This window comes from Streptococcus sp. 2154 (assembly GCF_013277255.1).
Lineage (GTDB): Bacteria > Bacillota > Bacilli > Lactobacillales > Streptococcaceae > Streptococcus > Streptococcus pseudopneumoniae.
Genome location: NZ_VMMK01000048.1, coordinates 14,800 through 33,283 on the forward strand (window position 1 = coordinate 14,800; position 18,484 = coordinate 33,283).

Below are 18,484 nucleotides of genomic sequence, written 5' to 3' on the forward strand. Positions count from 1 at the left end.
CTTCCTAGTTTGCTTTTTGATTTTCATTGAGTATAAGTAGCAAAAAAGTCATCTTCGGATGGCTTTTTGCTACAGTTGAGGGAAAGGGCTTGCAGTTATCGGCTTTTGTGCTATAATTGTTATAATATAGTAAAAAACAAGAGGAGTGTGAGGAAGTGGAAAAGAAAATTGTAAAAGATATTTTGTTTTTATCTCAGGTATCTCAGCCGGCAAGTCAGGAAGACCTTTATCTTGCCAGAGATTTGCAGGATACACTCTTAGCAAATCGTGAGACCTGCATTGGTCTAGCTGCCAATATGATTGGGGTGCAAAAGCGCGTGATTATCTTTAATCTTGGCTTGGTTCCCGTGGTCATGTTTAACCCAGTGCTTCTGTCCTTTGAAGGATCCTATGAGGCAGAAGAAGGCTGTTTGTCCTTGGTAGGTGTGAGATCAACTAAGCGTTATGAAACCATAAGGCTTGCCTATCGTGACAGCAAGTGGCAGGAACAGACCATTACCTTGACAGGCTTCCCAGCTCAGATTTGCCAGCATGAGCTGGATCACTTGGAAGGACGAATCATTTAGGAGGAAAGCAAATGAAACGAATAGTCTTTGAACTTATTTTTATCGCAACGACCTGGTATATCTTTTTACCGCCCCTTAACCTGACCAGCTGGGAATTTCTCTTCTTCCTCTGTGGGCATTTGTTAGTTGTGGCAATCTTATTTGGCTTTGGCAAGGGGATAAACCTTGTCAAAACGGTTCATGTGCGCCACGGTAAGGCGGAAGCTGCCTTAAATCTTGAGGGTTTCAAAATCAATCGGTTAGGGAAAATTCTGTTAGCTTCGATTGGAGGAATTCTTCTCTTGGCAGCTTTGGTTTCCTTGGTAACTTCCAGCATGTTTCAGGCTAAAAATTATGCCAATGTAGTCACGGTTACGGAAAAAGACTTTACTGAATTTCCTAAGAGTGACACCAGTAAGGTTCCTATCTTAGATAGAAGTACTGCTGAAAAAATTGGTGACCGCTACTTGGGTTCCCTAACAGATAAGGTGTCGCAGTACGTAGCGGCAGATACCTATACCCAATTGACAATTGATGGGAAACCTTATCGAGTGACGCCACTAGAATACGCAGACCCTATCAAGTGGTTTAACAATCAAGCTAAGGGAATCGGTGAGTATATCAAGGTGGACATGGTAACTGGAAATGCGGATTTGGTGGACTTGAAGACACCAATCAAGTATTCAGACTCGGAGTATTTTAACCGTGATGTCAAACGTCACCTGCGCTTGAAGTACCCGACCAAAATCTTTAAAACTCCATCTTTTGAGGTGGACGATGAGGGCAATCCTTTCTATGTAGCAACGGTTTACCAAAAGCAATTTGGACTTGCGGTTCCTCGTCCTGCTTCAGTCATTATCTTGGATGCTACAAATGGAGAAACCAAGGAATACAGCTTATCAGATGTTCCAGAATGGGTGGATAGGATCTATCCAGCAGAGGAAACCATTGAGCAAATCAACTACAACGGCAAGTACAAGGACGGTTTCTTGAATGCCATGATTTCCAAGAAAAATGTGACCCAGACTACCAATGGCTATAATTACTTGTCTATCGGTAATGACATCTATCTCTACACAGGTGTGACGTCGGCTAATGCGGATGAGAGTAATCTTGGTTTCATCCTTGAAAATATGCGAACAGGAGAAATTACTAAGTATAGCTTGGCTTCTGCGACAGAAGAATCAGCCCGTGAATCAGCAGAAGGTGCTGTTCAGGAGAAATCCTACAAAGCAACCTTCCCAATCCTCATCAACCTCAATGACAAGCCTTTCTACATCATGGGTTTGAAGGACAATGCTGGCTTGGTCAAAGAGTATGCTCTAGTAGACGCAGTCGAGTACCAAAATGTTATCGTAGCTACTACAGTGGAAGAGATGCTCAGCAAGTATGCCAATAAAAACGACCTTGAAATTGACAATGCAACGACAGAAAGCATCAAGGGAGTAGTAGCAGACCTCAAATCAGCTGTTATCAAGGGCGACACCGTCTACTTCTTTAAAGTTGATGGCAAGATTTACAAGGTTAAGGCCTCAGTATCAGATGACCTTCCTTACCTTGAAAATGGTAGAACCTTCGAAGGTCAAGTAGGAAAAGACAGCTATCTCAAGACCTTTAAAGTACAGTAATACTCTGCGAAAATCTCTTCAAACCACGTCAACTTTATCTGCAACCTCAAAGCTGTGCTTTGAGCAACCTGCGGCTAGTTTCCTAGTTTGTTCTTTGATTTTCATTGAGTATAAAAAAGGTTTATTTAAGAAATATATGTTATAATAAAATAAATTAAGACTAATGGAGGACAAAGAAATGGGTTTTTATTTGATGCTTGCTTCAATGCTACTTGGACTGCTCGCTTTGAAGATAGGTTTTTCTCAGTTCAAGGAGAAAAAAGATAAATTCTTATCTATCTTAACAAGTTTAGCTGGCGCAGCCCTTGTTCTCGTGGCTATCTGGTTAGGATGGCCCAAATAAATAGAGAAGCCTCGGTCAAACCGAGGTTTTTCATACTCTTCGAAAATCTCTTCAAACCGCGTCAGCTTCGCCTTGCCGTACTCAAGTACAGCCTGCGGCTAGCTTCCTAGTTTGCTCTTTGATTTTCATTGAGTATCAGATGAATTTCTTGGTTGTGGCTAAAAAATATGCTACACTATCAATATGAAAATTTTAATCCCTACAGCAAAAGAAATGAACACAGACTTGCCGAGTATCGAGGCAACACCTTTAATACCAGAAAGTCAGGCCGTGCTGGATGCCTTGGCCCTCTATTCTGCTAGTCAATTGGAGAGTTTTTATAAGGTATCAGCCGAGAAGGCTGCGGAAGAATGTCAAAATATCCAAGCTTTGAAAAGGCAAACTGCTCAACACTACCCAGCTCTTAAACTTTTTGATGGGCTTATGTACCGCCATATCAAGCGAGATAAGTTGACCGAGGCGGAACAAGCCTATCTTGAAAATCATGTCTTTATTACTTCGGCTTTGTACGGTGTCGTTCCAGCCTTGTCATCTATGGCCCCTCACCGTTTGGACTTTTTGATGAAGTTAAAAGTCGCTGGTAAGACTTTAAAGAGTCATTGGAAGGCAGCCTATGATGAAGCTGTGAAGCAGGAAGAAGTGATTTTCTCCCTCTTGTCGTCCGAGTTTGAGACGGTATTTTCTAAGGAAATCAGAGAAAAAATGGTGATCTTCAAATTTATGGAGGATAGAGGCGGTCAGCTGAAAATTCACTCAACCATTTCCAAGAAAGCGCGTGGTGCCTTCCTGACAGCCCTGATAGAAAATCAAGTACAGACGGTGGAGGAAGCTCGTCGCTTAAGCTTTGCAGGATTTACCTACCGAGAAGATCTGTCCCAGCCACAGGAATTGGTTTTTGTTAAGGAAGTATAGAAATCAGATATTTTGTATTTGGCAATATGTATCATCAGCTATTTTAGTTTATAAATGAGAAAAAAAGCGAACAAGCTAGTCTTCTGAGTGTCAGAAAAGTAGTCTTGTTCGCTTTTATTATGTTAGTTACTTGATCGCATTGACCAAGTCTTCCGCTTGTTTTTCAAGTGAGTTTAGGACTGTTTCTTCAAGAACCAATTTTCCGTCTGCCCAAGCAGAGTCATTGACACGTGCAGCAGTGAAATCACCAACGATTTGTGTACGGATAAATGGCAAGAGGTCTTTGTAAATAGCGAAAAGTTGATCGTGACCGGCATTGGCTACAGATGATACGGTGACAAACTTGTCTTGAAGGGCAGAAGCGCCACGTGTATCAGACAAGTCAAGGGCGCGAGATAGCCAGTCAAGCAAGTTTTTTACTGTTCCAGGGATAGAGAAGTTGTAGACTGGAGAGAAGATCCAGATAGCATCCGCAGCGAGAACCGCTTCACGAGCAGTAGCTACAGCTGGATGAGTTGGAACTTCCAAATCTTGGCTGAAGAGAGGAAGGGCTGAATAATCAAGGTAGCTAACTTCCGCTTTACCAGCAAGTGCTTTCTCAGCTTCGAGCGCCATTTGGTGGTTGAAAGAACCTTGGCGTAGTGATCCGACGATAAATAATACTTTTTTAGACATGATGTGTCTCCTTTTTCTTAAATTTACGAGAATTTTCTCGTTGTTATAAAATATATTACAACAAAGCAAAACAACTTGCAAGAAATTTGCTCAGAGTTTATTTGAAAATTGTAAAATTTCGGAAACTCTAGTCATTTGTGACTGAAAAAGTAAGAACTGTTTCACTTTCAAAATCGGTTTTGTTTGAAGGAAGAAATAAAGTGCGATTGTTCTTGCATTCACTTGTAATAAAGCCCAATAGATGGTAAAATAGACGAGTGAAAAAAAGACAAAAAAAAGCAAAAAATAATCTACTGTGGCAGTATGGTCTAGGGATGACGATTTTGTTTGTGGTTATCAGTGCTTCCTTTCTGTATCTAGTGTTTCTGAGTATGAAACCTTATCAAACAGCTAAAAGTGAAGGAGAAAAATTAGCTCAGCAGTATGCAGGATTAGAGCAGGCTGATCAGGTTGACTTATACAATGGCTTGGAATCCTATTATAGCGTTCTTGGCCGTAATAAAAAACAAGAAGCACTTGCTGTCCTGATTGGAAAAGATGACCACAATATTTACGTTTATCAGCTAAATCAAGGTGTTTCACAAGAAAAAGCAGAAGCTGTTTCGAAGGAAAAAGGAGCTGGCGAGATTGACAAGATTACCTTTGGCCGTTATCAAGACAAACCAATCTGGGAAGTCAAGTCAGGCTCTGATTTTTATCTAGTAGATTTTGAAACAGGAGTATTGGTCAATAAGGAGGGCCTATGAAACTATCCAACCGTGTTTTAGAAATGGAAGAAAGTGTGACCTTGGCTGCTGGAGCTCGTGCCAAAGCACTCAAGTCTGAGGGAAGAGATATCCTGTCTCTAACCTTGGGTGAGCCAGATTTCACTACTCCAAAAAATATCCAAGATGCCGCCATTGCATCGATTCGAGATGGGCGTGCTTCTTTTTATACAGTAACCTCAGGCCTGCCAGAGCTCAAGGCAGCGGTCAATACTTACTTTGAACGCTTTTACGGCTATTCTGTAGCGCCAAATCAAGTGACAGTCGCTGCTGGAGCCAAATATTCTCTCTATACCTTCTTTATGGCTGTGGTCAATCCAGGTGATGAAGTTATCATCCCAACCCCCTACTGGGTAAGCTATGGAGACCAGGTCAAGATGGCAGAAGGTGTGCCAGTCTTTGTTCCTGCTAAGGAAGATAATCACTTTAAGGTGACCGTAGAGCAGTTAGAAGCAGCTCGCACAGACAAGACCAAGGTTTTGGTGCTGAATTCGCCATCCAATCCGACAGGTATGATTTACACCCGTGAGGAACTCTTGGCAATCGGAAACTGGGCTGTAGAAAAGGATATTCTCATTCTAGCAGATGATATCTATGGGCGCTTGGTCTATAATGGTCATGAGTTCACACCGATTTCTAGCCTATCTGAGGCCATTCGCAAGCAAACCATTGTCATTAACGGTGTATCAAAAGCTTATGCAATGACGGGTTGGCGGGTAGGTTATGCAGTGGGTGATCCAGAAATCATTGCTGCTATGAGCAAATTAACAGGTCAAACAACTTCGAATCCGTCAGCAGTAGCCCAGTATGCAGCAGTTGAGGCTCTATCAGGTGAGCAAGATACTGTAGAAAGCATGCGTCAGGCTTTTGAGGAACGTCTCAATACCATCTATCCCCTTCTTGCTGAGGTGCCAGGATTTGAAGTGCTCAAACCGCAAGGAGCTTTCTATCTCTTCCCAAATGTCAAAAAAGCTATGGAGATGAAAGGCTATACAGATGTGACAGATTTTACAACCGCTATCCTAGAAGAAGCCGAAGTGGCCTTGGTAACAGGAGCAGGATTCGGAGCACCAGAAAATGTCCGCCTCAGCTATGCGACAGACCTAGACACGCTTAAAGAAGCAGTTAAACGCTTGAAAGCATTTATGGGTAGTGAGAATGATTGATCATTTTGAGATTAAGGTAAAGGATTTACAAATTTCAGAAGGATTTTATAAGAGTTTTCTCGCTCCTTTGGGCTATAAATTGGCTTTTAAGACTAGTTCTCTAATCAGTTTTCTTGCCCCGAACAGCCCTCATCCTGGTGGTGATTTTTGGCTGGCTCAGGGGACACAAGATCCTATTCACTTTGCTTTTTTAGCAGAAAATAAGGAAGAAGTTCAGGCTTGTTATGAGGCTGGTTTAGAGGCAGGTGGGCGAGACAATGGGGCTCCTGATTATCGCAGTGAGCATCCGATTTACTACGCTGCTTTTGTGATTGACCCAGATGGGAACAATATAGAAGTGGTTTGCCATAAAGAATAAAAAAGAAAAAGGAAAAATAATGACAAAACGTGTAACGATTATTGATGTAAAAGACTATGTTGGTCAGGAAGTGACGATTGGCGCTTGGGTTGCCAACAAATCAGGAAAAGGGAAAATTGCCTTCTTGCAATTGCGTGATGGAACAGCCTTCTTCCAAGGTGTGGCTTTTAAACCAAACTTTGTCGAAAAATTTGGTGAAGAAGTAGGACTTGAGAAGTTTGATGTCATCAAACGCTTGAGCCAAGAAACGTCTGTTTATGTGACAGGTATTGTCAAAGAGGACGAACGTTCTAAATTTGGCTATGAGTTGGACATCACAGACATCGAAGTGATCGGTGAATCTCAAGACTACCCAATCACACCAAAAGAACACGGTACAGACTTTTTGATGGACAACCGTCACTTGTGGCTCCGTTCTCGTAAGCAAGTGGCCGTGATGCAAATCCGTAACGCTATTATCCATGCAACTTATGAGTTCTTTGACAAGAACGGTTTCATGAAATTTGACAGCCCAATTCTTTCAGGAAATGCGGCAGAAGATTCAACAGAACTCTTTGAAACGGACTACTTCGGAACGCCAGCCTACTTGAGCCAATCAGGTCAGCTTTACCTAGAAGCAGGTGCTATGGCTCTTGGTCGTGTCTTTGACTTTGGTCCAGTTTTCCGTGCTGAAAAATCAAAAACGCGCCGTCACTTGACCGAGTTCTGGATGATGGATGCAGAGTACTCATACTTGACACATGATGAGTCGCTTGACTTGCAAGAAGCTTATGTGAAAGCTCTTCTACAAGGTGTTCTTGACCGTGCGCCTCAAGCCTTGGAAACCTTGGAACGTGATACAGAGCTCTTGAAACGCTACATTGCAGAGCCATTCAAACGTATCACTTACGATCAAGCCATTGACCTCTTGCAAGAACATGAGAATGATGAAGACGCTGACTACGAACATCTTGAGCATGGTGATGACTTTGGTTCACCACATGAAACTTGGATTTCAAACCACTTTGGTGTGCCAACTTTTGTCACGAACTACCCAGCAGCCATCAAGGCCTTCTATATGAAACCAGTTCCTGGAAATCCAGAGCGCGTGCTTTGTGCAGACTTGCTTGCTCCAGAAGGTTACGGAGAAATCATCGGTGGTTCTATGCGTGAGGAAGACTATGATTCCCTTGTCGCTAAGATGGATGAACTTGGCATGGACCGTACAGAGTATGAATTCTACCTTGACCTTCGTAAATACGGTACAGTTCCACACGGTGGATTTGGTATCGGTATCGAGCGTATGGTAACCTTCGCAGCAGGAACAAAACATATCCGTGAAGCCATTCCATTCCCACGTATGTTACACCGTATTAAACCATAAGAACAGGAAAACGCCCATGTGGCGTTTTTTCGAATTCCAGAGTTTTTACTTGCGTAAAAAATTTTTTTCTAGTATAATAGTTTATTGTGAGCGAACCTCACTTACCCCTTGCAAAGTCTTGGGGTCATTAGACCAAAAGGAGGAACATATCAATGGCTAAATACGAAATTCTTTATATCATTCGTCCAAACATTGAAGAAGAAGCTAAAAACGCTTTGGTAGCACGTTTTGACTCTATTTTGACTGACAACGGTGCAACTGTTGTTGAATCAAAAACTTGGGAAAAACGTCGTCTTGCATACGAAATCAAAGATTTCCGTGAAGGACTTTACCACATCGTTAACGTTGAAGCAAACGACGATGCAGCTCTTAAAGAGTTTGACCGTCTTTCAAAAATCAACGCTGACATTCTTCGTCACATGATCGTCAAAACTGACGCGTAAGAAGGTAAACTATGATTAACAATGTTGTACTTGTAGGGCGTATGACACGTGACGCTGAGTTGCGTTATACCCCATCAAATGTAGCAGTTGCGACTTTTACTCTTGCAGTAAACCGTACATTTAAGAGTCAAAATGGCGAACGTGAGGCTGATTTTATCAATGTCGTTATGTGGCGCCAACAGGCTGAAAACCTTGCTAACTGGGCTAAAAAAGGCTCACTTATCGGGGTGACAGGCCGTATCCAGACTCGTAGTTACGATAACCAGCAAGGACAACGTGTCTACGTGACAGAAGTCGTGGCTGAGAATTTCCAAATGTTGGAAAGCCGTAGTGTGCGTGAAGGTCATACAGGTGGAGCTTACTCTGCCCCAACTGCAAACTATTCAGCACCTACAAATTCAGTGCCAGACTTTTCACGTGATGAAAATCCATTTGGAGCAACAAATCCATTGGATATTTCAGATGATGATTTACCATTCTAATGGACAACTAAAATTATAAAGGAGAAAAAACATGGCTCAACAACGTCGTGGCGGATTCAAACGCCGTAAAAAAGTTGATTACATCGCAGCAAACAAAATTGAATATGTTGATTACAAAGATACTGAGCTTCTTAGCCGTTTCGTTTCAGAACGTGGGAAAATCCTTCCTCGTCGTGTAACAGGAACTTCAGCTAAAAACCAACGTAAAGTAACAACAGCTATCAAACGCGCTCGCGTAATGGCTTTGATGCCTTTCGTAAACGAAGATTAAAGAAAAGACCCGGTTAGGTCTTTTTTTCAGGTCCAGTGGACCTCTTTTTCATGAGCTTGAAAACAAGAAAGTGAATTAAGACCCCGACGGGTCTTTTTTCACGAGATAGTTTTTTTCTGACCTTGGCGTGCTATAATAGTAATAGAAAGAGTAAAGGTGGGTAAGTCAAAGATGAATTGTACGATTAGAAATATGATTAAGTCTGATATTGAATCCTTATCTCATGGATTTATGAATCAAGGTTGGCCTGGTAGAGAGGAAATTTTGGCTAGATATTTTCTGGAACAGGAAAGTGGGGAGAGAGAAGTCTTAGTTGCAGAGATTGATGGTGCTGTAGCGGGCTACGTTACCATTTTGCCCTCTGCTAAACATGGTCCTTTTGCAGAAGTCTATCCAGAATTATCAGATTTTAATGTGTTTGAGCCTTTTCGAAATCAAGGGATTGGGAGTCAACTGCTAGAAGAGGCAGAAAATCGAGTTAAGTTTTTTTCAGACAAAGTGACGTTGGGTGTAGGTTTGCACTCAGGCTATGGACCTGCCCAGAGATTGTATATCAGACGGGGCTACATTCCAGATGGGACAGGTGTCTGGTATCGAAATCAACCCTTGGAAATGAATGCTACTATTCAAAATAATGATGATTTAGTTCTGTACTTATCAAAGAAGTTCGAATAAGAGATGGCGAATTTCTTTGAAAATAGGGGATTTAGCTACTTTATGGTATAATGGAAAGAGTTAGATTGAAAGAGGTAGTGAGATGGATGCCAAATTAAGATACAAGGCAAAAAAGATTAAGATTGTCTTTTTTGATATTGATGATACATTGCGAAATTCCAAGACAGGTTTTATTCCGTCTTCAATCCCAACTGTTTTTAAGCAATTACGTGAGAAAGGAATCTTGACAGGTATTGCTTCTGGACGGGGGATTTTTGGTGTTGTACCAGAGATTCGTGAACTGAATCCTGACTTTTTTGTGACCTTAAATGGGGCTTATATCGAAGATAAAAAAGGTCAGGTTATTTATCAACATCAGATTGAGAAGTCAGATGTTGAGGAGTATATTTCTTGGGCCAAGCAAGAGGAAATAGAGTATGGCTTGGTTGGGAGTCATGATGCCAAATTGTCGACTCGTACCGATATGATTAGTGAAGCTATCAATCCAATTTATCCCGATTTAGATGTAGATCCTGATTTCCATGAAAAAGAAAATATCTATCAGATGTGGACTTTTGAAGATAAAGGAGATGACTTGCACTTGCCTGACAGTCTCTCAGACAAACTTCGCATGGTTCGTTGGCATGAGCATTCGTCTGATATTGTGCCGATTTCAGGCTCCAAAGCGACGGGGGTGGAAAAGGTTGTGGAACATCTTGGCTTGAAACCAGAGAACGTCATGGTTTTTGGAGATGGCCTCAACGACTTGGAACTCTTTGATTATGCTGGAATCAGCGTTGCAATGGGAATTTCTCATGATAAGATCAAAGAAAAAGCAGATTATATTACAAAAGCACTAGAAGAAGATGGCATTTTTGATGCCTTAGAAGGATTTGGTATGGTAGAAAAAGAATTGCATTTCCCACAAGTAGACATTGAAACAGTAGAAGGTCCTATCGCGACTATTAAGACCAATCACGGAGACTTGCGTATTAAACTTTTCCCTGAACATGCTCCTAAAACAGTAGCTAACTTTGTAGCTCTTGCAAAAGATGGTTACTATGATGGTGTCATTTTCCACCGTATTATCAAGGACTTTATGATTCAAGGTGGAGACCCAACTGGAACTGGTATGGGTGGCGAGTCCATCTACGGCGAATCTTTTGAGGATGAATTCTCAGAAGAACTTTACAATGTCCGGGGTGCCCTTTCTATGGCCAATGCTGGTCCAAATACTAACGGCAGCCAGTTCTTTATCGTGCAAAACCAACACCTACCTTATTCTAAGAAAGAAATTGCTCGTGGTGGTTGGCCAGAACCGATTGCGGAAATCTATGCCAACCAAGGAGGAACTCCTCACCTAGACCGCCGTCATACTGTTTTTGGTCAGCTAGCTGATGAAGCTTCTTACGCTGTTTTGGATGCAATCGCTGCTGTTGAAACAGGGGCTATGGACAAGCCAGTTGAAGATGTTGTGATTGAAACAATTGAAATCGAGGACTAAGATGAAAATCGGTGATAAGCTAAAGGGCCGTATTACAGGGATTCAGCCCTACGGTGCCTTTGTTGAGCTAGAGACAGGTGATACGGGGCTGATTCACATTTCAGAGATTCGGACAGGCTTTATTGAAAATATTCATGAAGCCTTGAAAGTCGATGAAGAGGTTCAAGTTCAGGTAGTGGATTTAGATGAATTTACAGGGAAAGCAAGTCTTTCTATCCGCACTTTGGAGGAAGAAAAGCACCAGTTTCCGAGACGGAGACGCTTTTCAAGCGACCGTTTTAACTACGGCTTTGCGCCTCTTAAACGAATGATGCCAATTTGGACTAGAGAAGCCTTGCACTATTTAAAAAAGAAGAAGTAGTTTAGAATTTTATATTTTTTTGTAATGTTAATATAAATCTGCTATAATAGAACCATGGAAGAAGAACAATTATTAAAATCAGGGGAGCGAATTAACCAGCTCTTCTCAACAGATATTAAAATCATTCAAAATAGAGAGGTTTTTAGCTATTCGGTGGATAGTGTTCTCTTGTCACGTTTTCCACGTTTTCCTAAAAAGGGCTTGATAGTGGATTTCTGCGCTGGGAATGGAGCGGTGGGGCTATTTGCTAGCACTCGTACTCAGGCACAGATTTTGGCTGTTGAGATTCAGGAGCGTTTGGCGGATATGGCTGAACGCTCTGTCCGTTTGAATGGTTTGGAAGAGCAGATGGAGGTCATCTGTGATGATTTGAAAAATATGCCTGCTTATATCCAGGGAAGTAAGGTGGATATGATTTTGTGTAATCCGCCCTATTTCAAGGTGGATCCTCATTCAAACCTGAACGAGAGTGAACATTATCTCTTGGCGCGACATGAAATCACGACCAATTTGCAGGAAATCTGTCGTAGTGCCCAGAGTATTCTCAAATCTAATGGGCGTTTGGCCATGGTTCATCGTCCTGATCGACTTCTGGATATTTTGGATACGTTACAACGGCATAATCTAGCCCCTAAGCGTCTGCAATTTGTCTATCCAAAAAAGGAAAAGGAAGCCAATATGCTCTTGATTGAAGCTATCAAGGATGGTTCAACAAGTGGCTTTAAGGTCTTACCACCTCTCATTGTTCACAATGATGATGGCTCTTATACGCCGGAACTCGAAGAGATTTATTATGGATTATAAGGCTTATATGTATGTGCTGGAGTGCCGTGACGGATCCTACTATACAGGCTATACGACTGATGTGAAGAGACGCCTCGCTGTCCATAATAGTGGGAAGGGAGCCAAATACACACGAGTACGCTTGCCAGTCAAACTCATCTATGCTCAAGGTTTTGCCAGTAAGGAAGAAGCCATGTCGGCAGAAGCCCTTCTCAAGCGTAAGAAACGACCACAGAAGGAAAGATTTTTATCTGAAAATCAAGATAGAAATTTACTCAGTTATTTTGAAGAGTAGCGGGGAGTCCTTTGACTCCTCTTACTTTTGTCAAAAAGCGAAAAAAATGCTACAATAAAGAGAATAAACAAAATGAGGTATTATCATGTCTAAGATTCTAGTATTTGGTCACCAAAATCCAGACTCAGATGCCATCGGGTCATCTGTAGCCTTTGCCTACCTTGCAAAAGAAGCTTACGGTTTGGATACGGAAGCTGTTGCTCTTGGAACTCCAAATGAAGAAACAGCCTTTGTCTTGAACTATTTTGGTGTAGAAGCACCGCGTGTTATTACTTCTGCCAAAGCAGAAGGAGCAGAGCAAGTTATCTTGACTGACCACAATGAATTCCAACAATCTGTATCAGATATCGCTGAAGTAGAAGTTTATGGTGTTGTAGACCACCACCGTGTGGCTAACTTTGAAACTGCAAGCCCACTCTACATGCGTTTGGAGCCAGTTGGTTCAGCGTCTTCAATCGTTTATCGTATGTTCAAAGAACATGGTGTAGCTGTGCCTAAAGAGATTGCTGGTTTGATGCTTTCAGGTTTGATTTCAGATACCCTTCTTTTGAAATCACCAACAACACATCCAACAGATAAGATTATTGCTCCTGAATTGGCTGAATTGGCTGGTGTAAACTTGGAAGAGTATGGCTTGGCTATGCTGAAAGCTGGTACAAACTTGGCTAGCAAATCTGCTGACGAATTGATTGACATCGATGCTAAGACTTTTGAACTCAATGGAAATAATGTCCGTGTTGCCCAAGTAAACACAGTGGACATCGCGGAAGTATTGGAACGCCAAGCAGAAATTGAAGCTGCAATGCAAGCTGCCAACACAGCAAACGGCTACTCTGACTTTGTCTTGATGATTACAGACATCGTCAACTCAAACTCAGAAATCCTAGCACTTGGTGCTAATATGGGCAAGGTTGAAGCAGCTTTCAACTTTAAACTTGCAGACAACCACGCCTTCCTTGCTGGTGCCGTTTCACGTAAGAAACAAGTGGTACCTCAATTGACTGAAAGCTTCAATGCTTAAGATTTTGAGTGTCAGTTCAAAATCGGAAAGGATAGTTTGCCTTATATCGAAAGGAGTTTCAGCTCCTTTTTTTCTAGGAGTGAAGCATGTTAGAAAATGGTGATTTAATTTTTGTGAGGGATCTTTCAGATATGGGACAGGCCATCCAGACTTCCACAGGCAACTATAACCATGTTGCCATTTATTTGGATGGGATGATTTACCATGCTAGTGGAAAATTTGGTGTAGTCTGTCAAGAACCAGCAGACTTCTTTGAGCCCAATCATTTGTACGACATCTATGTTTACCCAGAAATGGATATCCATTCGGTGAAGGAAAGAGCTTGTAAACATCTTGGAGCTCCCTACAATGCTTCTTTCTATCCAGATGGAGAAGGTTTTTACTGTTCCCAGTACATGGCAGAAATCCTACCGATTTTTGAAACCATACCCATGAAATTTGGGGATGGGGAGCAGGAGATTAGTGACTTTTGGAGAGAGTATTACAGAGAACTAGGTCTGCCTGTGCCTCTGAACCAAGCTGGGACCAATCCCAGTCAATTGGCAACATCGCCTCTATTACAATGTAAAGAAAGGAATCTTCATGATTCAGATTTTTAATCCATCTCGTTTGACTAGACAGCCATTTTTTAGAGAATTGATCCGCTATCTGGACCAGCATGATGATGTGATTCTACGGGAAATTAAGGCTCAATTTCCAGATGATGCAGTTGATAAACTCATGGAAGAGTATATAAAGGCAGGTTTGATTCTACGAGAAAATAAGCGTTATTACCTTAGTCTTCCTATGCTTGAATCACTCGATAGTCTTGAACTGGATCAAGAGATTTTTGTCAGCGAAGCTAGTCCGATCTATCAAGCCTTGTTACAGAAGAGTTTTGAGACGGAATTGCGCAATCAAACCAATGCAGCTATTTTAGTTGAAAAGACGGACTTTGCGAGATCAAAAATGACCTTGTCTAATTATTTCTACAAGGTCAAACATCAGTATCCTTTGACAGAAAAACAGCAGGAACTCTATGACATTTTAGGAGATGTTAATCCTGAGTATGCCCTCAAATACATGACAACTTTTTTGCTAAAATTTCTCAAAAAAGATCAACTGATGCAGAAACGCCGAGACATCTTTGTGGATAGTTTGGTCGTCCTAGGTTATATTGTCCAAAAGGAAGATGGGAAGTATGAGTTGACCGTCGATTTTGACAAGGAGAGATTAACTTTCTACTTAGCGTGAAATTTTGTTTCTGAGCACATTGTTTGACTTTCCTTAGGATTAAGTATAAACTATACGTAACCGGTAACACATATCGGAATAAACTAAAGGAGACAATCATATGTCACTTGAAAACAAATTGGAACAAGCAACAGGCGCTATCAAAGAAGGATTTGGTAAAGTTACTGGGGATGGTAAGACTGAAGTAGAAGGTGCTGTAGAAAAGACAGTTGCTAAGGCAAAAGAAGTAGTTGAAGATGCTAAAGGTGCTGTAGAAGGTGCCGTTGAAGGTTTGAAAAACGCTTTTAAATAAGGATATAAAAAAATCAAGGGTTTATTTCCCTTGATTTTTTTATTATCTTATAAATAATTTTCTGCGACGGCTGCATCTCCTGGGTAGGCTTCTTTCTTGCCTTGGACGATTTGGTAGCAATCGGCTCCCTTACCAACAATAATAACTGCATCTAATTCTTGACTTGTGATAGCCATAGCTGCCTTGATGGCTTCTTGGCGATCCGCAATTTTTTCAACAGGATGATTGATGTAGCGACTAATTTCATCTGCAATGGCCATTGGGTCTTCGTAGTTGGGGTCATCAGCAGTCAGAAAGACTTGAATCTCAGGGTGTTGATTGAGGAGGAGGCCAAAGTCCTTACGACGACTTTCTCCCTTATTTCCTGTCGAACCTAACACCAGAGCAATCTTTCCTGTTTGATGAGTCTCAACCACATTGATGAGTTTTTTGAGACTGTCACCATTGTGGGCATAGTCGATGAAAACCTTGGCTCCATTTTTCTGAGTGAGGACTTCCATACGACCAGGAACGCGGGTTGCAGCAATTCCTTTTTTGATGTCCTCAAGACTAGCTCCGAGACGGAGGCAAGCAAGTCCAGCAGCAACGGCATTTTCTTGGTTGAAGTTGCCAATGAGTTGGATATCATAATCTCCAGCGAGTTTACCTGTAGCTGAAAAACTAAAGGCTTTGGAATTCTCGATTTGATTATTTGATTGGCTACCATAGAAATCATGGTCTTGATCTGCCACTTGTTCTTTTAAGACAGAAAAGTGGTCCATGTCACTATTAATGATGACTGCTCGGCTATTTTCCATCAAGAGACGTTTGTGGTAGAAGTAGTCTTCAAAGCTAGGGTGTTCAATAGGGCCGATATGGTCTGGGCTGATATTGAGGAAAACTCCCACATCAAAGGTTAGACCATAGACACGTTTGACCAGATAGGCTTGGCTGGAGACTTCCATGATGAGGTGGGTACGGTCATTTTGCACAGCTTGATTCATCATGTCAAAGAGGTCAATACTCTCAGGAGTTGTCAATGCAGACTTAAAGAAAGTCTTGCCATCTAAAGTTGTATTCATAGTCGAGAGCATAGCAGGTCGATGCCCTTGAGATAAGATGTTATAAGCGAAATAGGCTGCTGTTGTCTTACCCTTAGTACCAGTAAAGGCAAGGAGTTTGAGTTTTTCCTGTGGATTACCATAGAACTCCATGGCAATCAAACTCATGGCTTTCTTTATATCGTTCACAATGATGACAGGGATACCGACTTCGTAGTCTTTTTCAGCTACATACCAAGCTAAGCCTTGTGTTATAGCAGAAAGAAGGTATTCTTTTTTAAAGGCAGCACCTTTTGCAAAAAAAAGAGTGTCTTCTTTTACTTTTCGGCTGTCGTAACTAATGCTATCAAAAACAACTTTGCTGTAGTTGTAGTGATAATGTCCTTGGTCGATAATCTCGCGGAAGAGACCATCTTTCTTTAATATATCTAATACGGTTTCAATCTTTATCATACTTTCTATTGTAAACCGAAAGTCGCAAATTTACAAGTAACAAGGAAAAGTTTATAATGGAAGATAAGGAGTGTTTCCTAGTTATCAAAATTGAATGAGGAATCTATGTCGCACGAAAACAATCACCAGCAGGCCCAGATGTTACGGGGGACTGCTTGGCTAACGGCTAGTAACTTTATCAGTCGCCTGCTTGGGGCCATCTATATTATCCCTTGGTACATCTGGATGGGATCTTATGCAGCTACGGCAAATGGTCTCTTTACCATGGGCTACAATATCTATGCCTGGTTCTTGCTGGTTTCAACAGCAGGGATTCCAGTTGCGGTGGCCAAGCAAGTTGCCAAGTACAATACCATGCGAGAAGAAGAGCATAGCTTTGCCCTGATTCGGAGCTTTTTAGGATTTATGACAGGACTTGGCCTCGTTTTTGCTTTAGTTTTGTATCTCTTTGCTCCTTGGCTAGCAGACTTGTCTGGCGTGGGCAAAGACTTGATCCCAATCATGCAAAGCTTGGCTTGGGGAGTCTTGATTTTCCCGTCTATGAGTGTTATCCGAGGATTTTTCCAAGGGATGAATAATCTCAAACCTTATGCCATGAGCCAAATTGCTGAGCAGGTCATTCGTGTTATCTGGATGCTCCTAGCAACCTTTATCATTATGAAACTTGGTTCAGGAGATTACCTAGTAGCGGTTACCCAATCCACCTTTGCTGCCTTTGTCGGCATGGTAGCTAGTTTTGCAGTTTTGATTTATTTCCTTGCCCAAGAAGGCTTACTCAAAAGAGTCCTTGAAACAGGGGATAAGATTAACAGCAAGCATCTTTTGATCGATACCATTAAGGAAGCCATTCCTTTTATCTTGACAGGGTCTGCCATCCAGCTCTTCCAGATTTTGGACCAGCTGACCTTTATCAATAGTATGAGCTGGTTTACCAACTACAGCAATGAGGACTTGGTTATCATGTTTTCTTATTTCTCAGCCAATCCTAATAAAATCACGATGATTTTGATTTCTGTTGGGGTTTCGATTGGGAGTGTAGGCTTGCCGCTTTTGACAGAAAACTATGTCAAGGGGGACTTGAAGGCAGCTTCTCGTCTCGTTCAGGACAGTCTCACCCTACTCTTTATGTTCTTGCTACCAGCAACGGTTGGAGTGGTTATGGTAGGAGAACCTCTTTATACAGTCTTCTATGGCAAGCCAGACAGTTTGGCTATGGGCTTATTTGTCTTTGCAGTTTTGCAGTCTATTATTTTAGGCTTGTACATGGTCTTGTCCCCCATGCTTCAAGCCATGTTCCGCAACCGCAAGGCCGTTCTCTATTTTATCTATGGTTCTATTGCCAAGCTGGTCTTGCAACTGCCTACCATCGCCCTTTTCCACAGTTATGGTCCCTTGATTTCAACAACCATCGCTCTTATCATTCCTAACGTCTTGATGTATCGGGATATTTGTAAAGTAACGGGTGTTAAGCGCAAGGTGATTGTGAAGCGAACCATTTTAATCAGTTTGCTGACCCTAGTCATGTTTCTGTTAATAGGAACCATCCAGTGGCTGTTAGGATTTTTCTTCCAACCAAGTGGACGTTGGTGGAGCTTCTTTTATGTAGCTCTTGTCGGTGCCATGGGGGGTGGACTCTACGGATTCATGAGTCTCTATACTCGTCTCTTAGATAAGGTTATTGGACAGGCCAAAGCTGCCCAGTTGCGAGCAAAATTTAAGTTTTCTTAAGATAGCATTTATAAATAAAAGGAATAAGTTGAACAATCTTTTAGGAGAACTTGAAACTTATTCCTTTTTTTAGCGTCAAAACAGCTAAAATTATCTTTTAAGAGTAGAAGATGAGGCCTTTTTCGATTTTTTTGGACAAAAACATTGACTAAACAAACTAAACGTTGTAT

At 41.7% G+C, this 18,484-nt stretch carries 23 protein-coding genes; 21 read left to right on the forward strand and 2 right to left on the reverse strand.

The features are described from left to right. Window positions 1-155: 155 nt before the first annotated feature. The 4 genes from HT693_RS08680 to yaaA all read left to right on the forward strand — a co-directional run bounded on the left by HT693_RS08680 (window position 156) and on the right by yaaA (window position 3,428). On the forward strand, window positions 156-566 hold the full coding sequence (locus tag HT693_RS08680; RefSeq protein WP_000412227.1) for a peptide deformylase: 411 nt from the start codon (window positions 156-158) through the stop codon (window positions 564-566). 11 nt (window positions 567-577) lie between these two features. Further along, window positions 578-2,173 carry a hypothetical protein gene (locus HT693_RS08685; RefSeq protein WP_000822860.1) on the forward strand — a complete coding sequence of 532 codons (1,596 nt, stop codon included), beginning with the start codon at window positions 578-580 and terminating at the stop codon, window positions 2,171-2,173. Between the two features lie 178 nt (window positions 2,174-2,351). Next, entirely contained in the window at window positions 2,352-2,516 is a 165-nt protein-coding gene (locus HT693_RS08690; RefSeq protein ID WP_000508264.1) for a YczI family protein, read from the forward strand. A 183-nt stretch (window positions 2,517-2,699) separates the two neighbouring features. Further along, complete coding sequence (gene yaaA, locus HT693_RS08695) at window positions 2,700-3,428, forward strand: peroxide stress protein YaaA (protein WP_023933180.1); 729 nt, start codon at window positions 2,700-2,702, stop codon at window positions 3,426-3,428. Window positions 3,429-3,554: 126 nt separating this feature from the next. On the opposite strand, the gene HT693_RS08700 is transcribed toward yaaA, so the two are convergent. Next, the gene (locus HT693_RS08700) at window positions 3,555-4,103 is read right to left on the reverse strand and encodes an NADPH-dependent FMN reductase (RefSeq protein ID WP_000039623.1); all 549 of its coding nucleotides are present in this window, start codon (window positions 4,101-4,103) and stop codon (window positions 3,555-3,557) included. Window positions 4,104-4,360: 257 nt separating this feature from the next. Here HT693_RS08700 and HT693_RS08705 point away from each other — a divergent pair, with 257 nt between their 5' ends. The 16 genes from HT693_RS08705 (at window position 4,361) to HT693_RS08780 (ending at window position 15,093) form a co-directional block, all read left to right on the forward strand. Next, the gene (locus HT693_RS08705) at window positions 4,361-4,849 is read left to right on the forward strand and encodes a DUF5590 domain-containing protein (RefSeq protein ID WP_000747177.1); all 489 of its coding nucleotides are present in this window, start codon (window positions 4,361-4,363) and stop codon (window positions 4,847-4,849) included. Next, window positions 4,846-6,033: a pyridoxal phosphate-dependent aminotransferase gene (locus HT693_RS08710; RefSeq protein ID WP_050251558.1), complete on the forward strand. Its 1,188-nt coding sequence runs from the start codon at window positions 4,846-4,848 to the stop codon at window positions 6,031-6,033. The genes HT693_RS08705 and HT693_RS08710 overlap by 4 nt, the downstream gene beginning before the upstream one ends. After that, window positions 6,026-6,391: a VOC family protein gene (locus HT693_RS08715; RefSeq protein WP_000565214.1), complete on the forward strand. Its 366-nt coding sequence runs from the start codon at window positions 6,026-6,028 to the stop codon at window positions 6,389-6,391. Before HT693_RS08710 ends, HT693_RS08715 begins: the two co-directional genes overlap by 8 nt. A gap of 16 nt (window positions 6,392-6,407) precedes the next feature. Next, window positions 6,408-7,754, forward strand: coding sequence for an asparagine--tRNA ligase (gene asnS, locus HT693_RS08720; RefSeq protein ID WP_161802379.1), 1,347 nt, complete (start codon window positions 6,408-6,410; stop codon window positions 7,752-7,754). Window positions 7,755-7,906: 152 nt separating this feature from the next. After that, window positions 7,907-8,197: a 30S ribosomal protein S6 gene (gene rpsF / locus HT693_RS08725; RefSeq protein WP_001151784.1), complete on the forward strand. Its 291-nt coding sequence runs from the start codon at window positions 7,907-7,909 to the stop codon at window positions 8,195-8,197. Between the two features lie 11 nt (window positions 8,198-8,208). Further along, complete coding sequence (gene ssbA / locus HT693_RS08730; protein ID WP_000609606.1) at window positions 8,209-8,679, forward strand: single-stranded DNA-binding protein SsbA; 471 nt, start codon at window positions 8,209-8,211, stop codon at window positions 8,677-8,679. Between the two features lie 31 nt (window positions 8,680-8,710). After that, complete coding sequence (rpsR, locus tag HT693_RS08735) at window positions 8,711-8,950, forward strand: 30S ribosomal protein S18 (RefSeq protein ID WP_000068664.1); 240 nt, start codon at window positions 8,711-8,713, stop codon at window positions 8,948-8,950. Window positions 8,951-9,121: 171 nt separating this feature from the next. Further along, window positions 9,122-9,625, forward strand: a complete 504-nt coding sequence (locus tag HT693_RS08740; protein WP_031222773.1) for a GNAT family N-acetyltransferase — start codon at window positions 9,122-9,124, stop codon at window positions 9,623-9,625. An 82-nt stretch (window positions 9,626-9,707) separates the two neighbouring features. Beyond that, window positions 9,708-11,108, forward strand: coding sequence for a bifunctional Cof-type HAD-IIB family hydrolase/peptidylprolyl isomerase (locus HT693_RS08745; RefSeq protein WP_023940251.1), 1,401 nt, complete (start codon window positions 9,708-9,710; stop codon window positions 11,106-11,108). Window position 11,109: 1 nt separating this feature from the next. Continuing rightward, entirely contained in the window at window positions 11,110-11,469 is a 360-nt protein-coding gene (locus tag HT693_RS08750; protein WP_000689593.1) for a S1 RNA-binding domain-containing protein, read from the forward strand. 54 nt (window positions 11,470-11,523) lie between these two features. Continuing rightward, window positions 11,524-12,273 (forward strand): tRNA1(Val) (adenine(37)-N6)-methyltransferase, encoded by a 750-nt coding sequence (locus tag HT693_RS08755; RefSeq protein ID WP_000390770.1) that lies wholly within the window; start codon window positions 11,524-11,526, stop codon window positions 12,271-12,273. After that, window positions 12,263-12,547 carry a GIY-YIG nuclease family protein gene (locus HT693_RS08760; RefSeq protein WP_023940249.1) on the forward strand — a complete coding sequence of 95 codons (285 nt, stop codon included), beginning with the start codon at window positions 12,263-12,265 and terminating at the stop codon, window positions 12,545-12,547. Before HT693_RS08755 ends, HT693_RS08760 begins: the two co-directional genes overlap by 11 nt. An 85-nt stretch (window positions 12,548-12,632) precedes the next feature. Further along, window positions 12,633-13,568, forward strand: a complete 936-nt coding sequence (locus HT693_RS08765; RefSeq protein WP_023940247.1) for a manganese-dependent inorganic pyrophosphatase — start codon at window positions 12,633-12,635, stop codon at window positions 13,566-13,568. Window positions 13,569-13,654: 86 nt separating this feature from the next. Further along, on the forward strand, window positions 13,655-14,167 hold the full coding sequence (locus tag HT693_RS08770) for a YiiX/YebB-like N1pC/P60 family cysteine hydrolase (RefSeq protein ID WP_023940246.1): 513 nt from the start codon (window positions 13,655-13,657) through the stop codon (window positions 14,165-14,167). Continuing rightward, window positions 14,151-14,801 (forward strand): DUF1803 domain-containing protein, encoded by a 651-nt coding sequence (locus tag HT693_RS08775; protein WP_023940244.1) that lies wholly within the window; start codon window positions 14,151-14,153, stop codon window positions 14,799-14,801. Before HT693_RS08770 ends, HT693_RS08775 begins: the two co-directional genes overlap by 17 nt. A gap of 100 nt (window positions 14,802-14,901) precedes the next feature. Continuing rightward, window positions 14,902-15,093: a CsbD family protein gene (locus HT693_RS08780; RefSeq protein ID WP_172925116.1), complete on the forward strand. Its 192-nt coding sequence runs from the start codon at window positions 14,902-14,904 to the stop codon at window positions 15,091-15,093. A gap of 47 nt (window positions 15,094-15,140) precedes the next feature. Here the strand turns inward: HT693_RS08780 and HT693_RS08785 are convergent, their stop codons facing one another. Then, on the reverse strand, window positions 15,141-16,586 hold the full coding sequence (locus HT693_RS08785; protein WP_023941017.1) for a UDP-N-acetylmuramoyl-L-alanyl-D-glutamate--L-lysine ligase: 1,446 nt from the start codon (window positions 16,584-16,586) through the stop codon (window positions 15,141-15,143). A gap of 105 nt (window positions 16,587-16,691) precedes the next feature. On the opposite strand from HT693_RS08785, the gene HT693_RS08790 reads away from it, so the two are divergent. After that, the gene (locus tag HT693_RS08790; RefSeq protein WP_172925117.1) at window positions 16,692-18,314 is read left to right on the forward strand and encodes a polysaccharide biosynthesis protein; all 1,623 of its coding nucleotides are present in this window, start codon (window positions 16,692-16,694) and stop codon (window positions 18,312-18,314) included. Window positions 18,315-18,484 lie beyond the last annotated feature (170 nt).

Coding starts and splice junctions, on each gene's coding strand:
- HT693_RS08740 (WP_031222773.1), top strand. CDS start 9,122: ATGAATTGTACGATTAGAAATATGATTAAGTCTGATATTGAATCCTTA.
- HT693_RS08710 (WP_050251558.1), top strand. CDS start 4,846: ATGAAACTATCCAACCGTGTTTTAGAAATGGAAGAAAGTGTGACCTTG.
- HT693_RS08690 (WP_000508264.1), top strand. CDS start 2,352: ATGGGTTTTTATTTGATGCTTGCTTCAATGCTACTTGGACTGCTCGCT.
- HT693_RS08715 (WP_000565214.1), top strand. CDS start 6,026: ATGATTGATCATTTTGAGATTAAGGTAAAGGATTTACAAATTTCAGAA.
- rpsR (WP_000068664.1), top strand. CDS start 8,711: ATGGCTCAACAACGTCGTGGCGGATTCAAACGCCGTAAAAAAGTTGAT.
- HT693_RS08780 (WP_172925116.1), top strand. CDS start 14,902: ATGTCACTTGAAAACAAATTGGAACAAGCAACAGGCGCTATCAAAGAA.
- HT693_RS08755 (WP_000390770.1), top strand. CDS start 11,524: ATGGAAGAAGAACAATTATTAAAATCAGGGGAGCGAATTAACCAGCTC.
- HT693_RS08775 (WP_023940244.1), top strand. CDS start 14,151: ATGATTCAGATTTTTAATCCATCTCGTTTGACTAGACAGCCATTTTTT.
- HT693_RS08785 (WP_023941017.1), bottom strand. CDS start 16,586: ATGATAAAGATTGAAACCGTATTAGATATATTAAAGAAAGATGGTCTC.
- HT693_RS08700 (WP_000039623.1), bottom strand. CDS start 4,103: ATGTCTAAAAAAGTATTATTTATCGTCGGATCACTACGCCAAGGTTCT.
- rpsF (WP_001151784.1), top strand. CDS start 7,907: ATGGCTAAATACGAAATTCTTTATATCATTCGTCCAAACATTGAAGAA.
- ssbA (WP_000609606.1), top strand. CDS start 8,209: ATGATTAACAATGTTGTACTTGTAGGGCGTATGACACGTGACGCTGAG.
- HT693_RS08790 (WP_172925117.1), top strand. CDS start 16,692: ATGTCGCACGAAAACAATCACCAGCAGGCCCAGATGTTACGGGGGACT.
- HT693_RS08685 (WP_000822860.1), top strand. CDS start 578: ATGAAACGAATAGTCTTTGAACTTATTTTTATCGCAACGACCTGGTAT.
- HT693_RS08770 (WP_023940246.1), top strand. CDS start 13,655: ATGTTAGAAAATGGTGATTTAATTTTTGTGAGGGATCTTTCAGATATG.
- HT693_RS08760 (WP_023940249.1), top strand. CDS start 12,263: ATGGATTATAAGGCTTATATGTATGTGCTGGAGTGCCGTGACGGATCC.
- HT693_RS08765 (WP_023940247.1), top strand. CDS start 12,633: ATGTCTAAGATTCTAGTATTTGGTCACCAAAATCCAGACTCAGATGCC.
- HT693_RS08750 (WP_000689593.1), top strand. CDS start 11,110: ATGAAAATCGGTGATAAGCTAAAGGGCCGTATTACAGGGATTCAGCCC.
- HT693_RS08745 (WP_023940251.1), top strand. CDS start 9,708: ATGGATGCCAAATTAAGATACAAGGCAAAAAAGATTAAGATTGTCTTT.
- yaaA (WP_023933180.1), top strand. CDS start 2,700: ATGAAAATTTTAATCCCTACAGCAAAAGAAATGAACACAGACTTGCCG.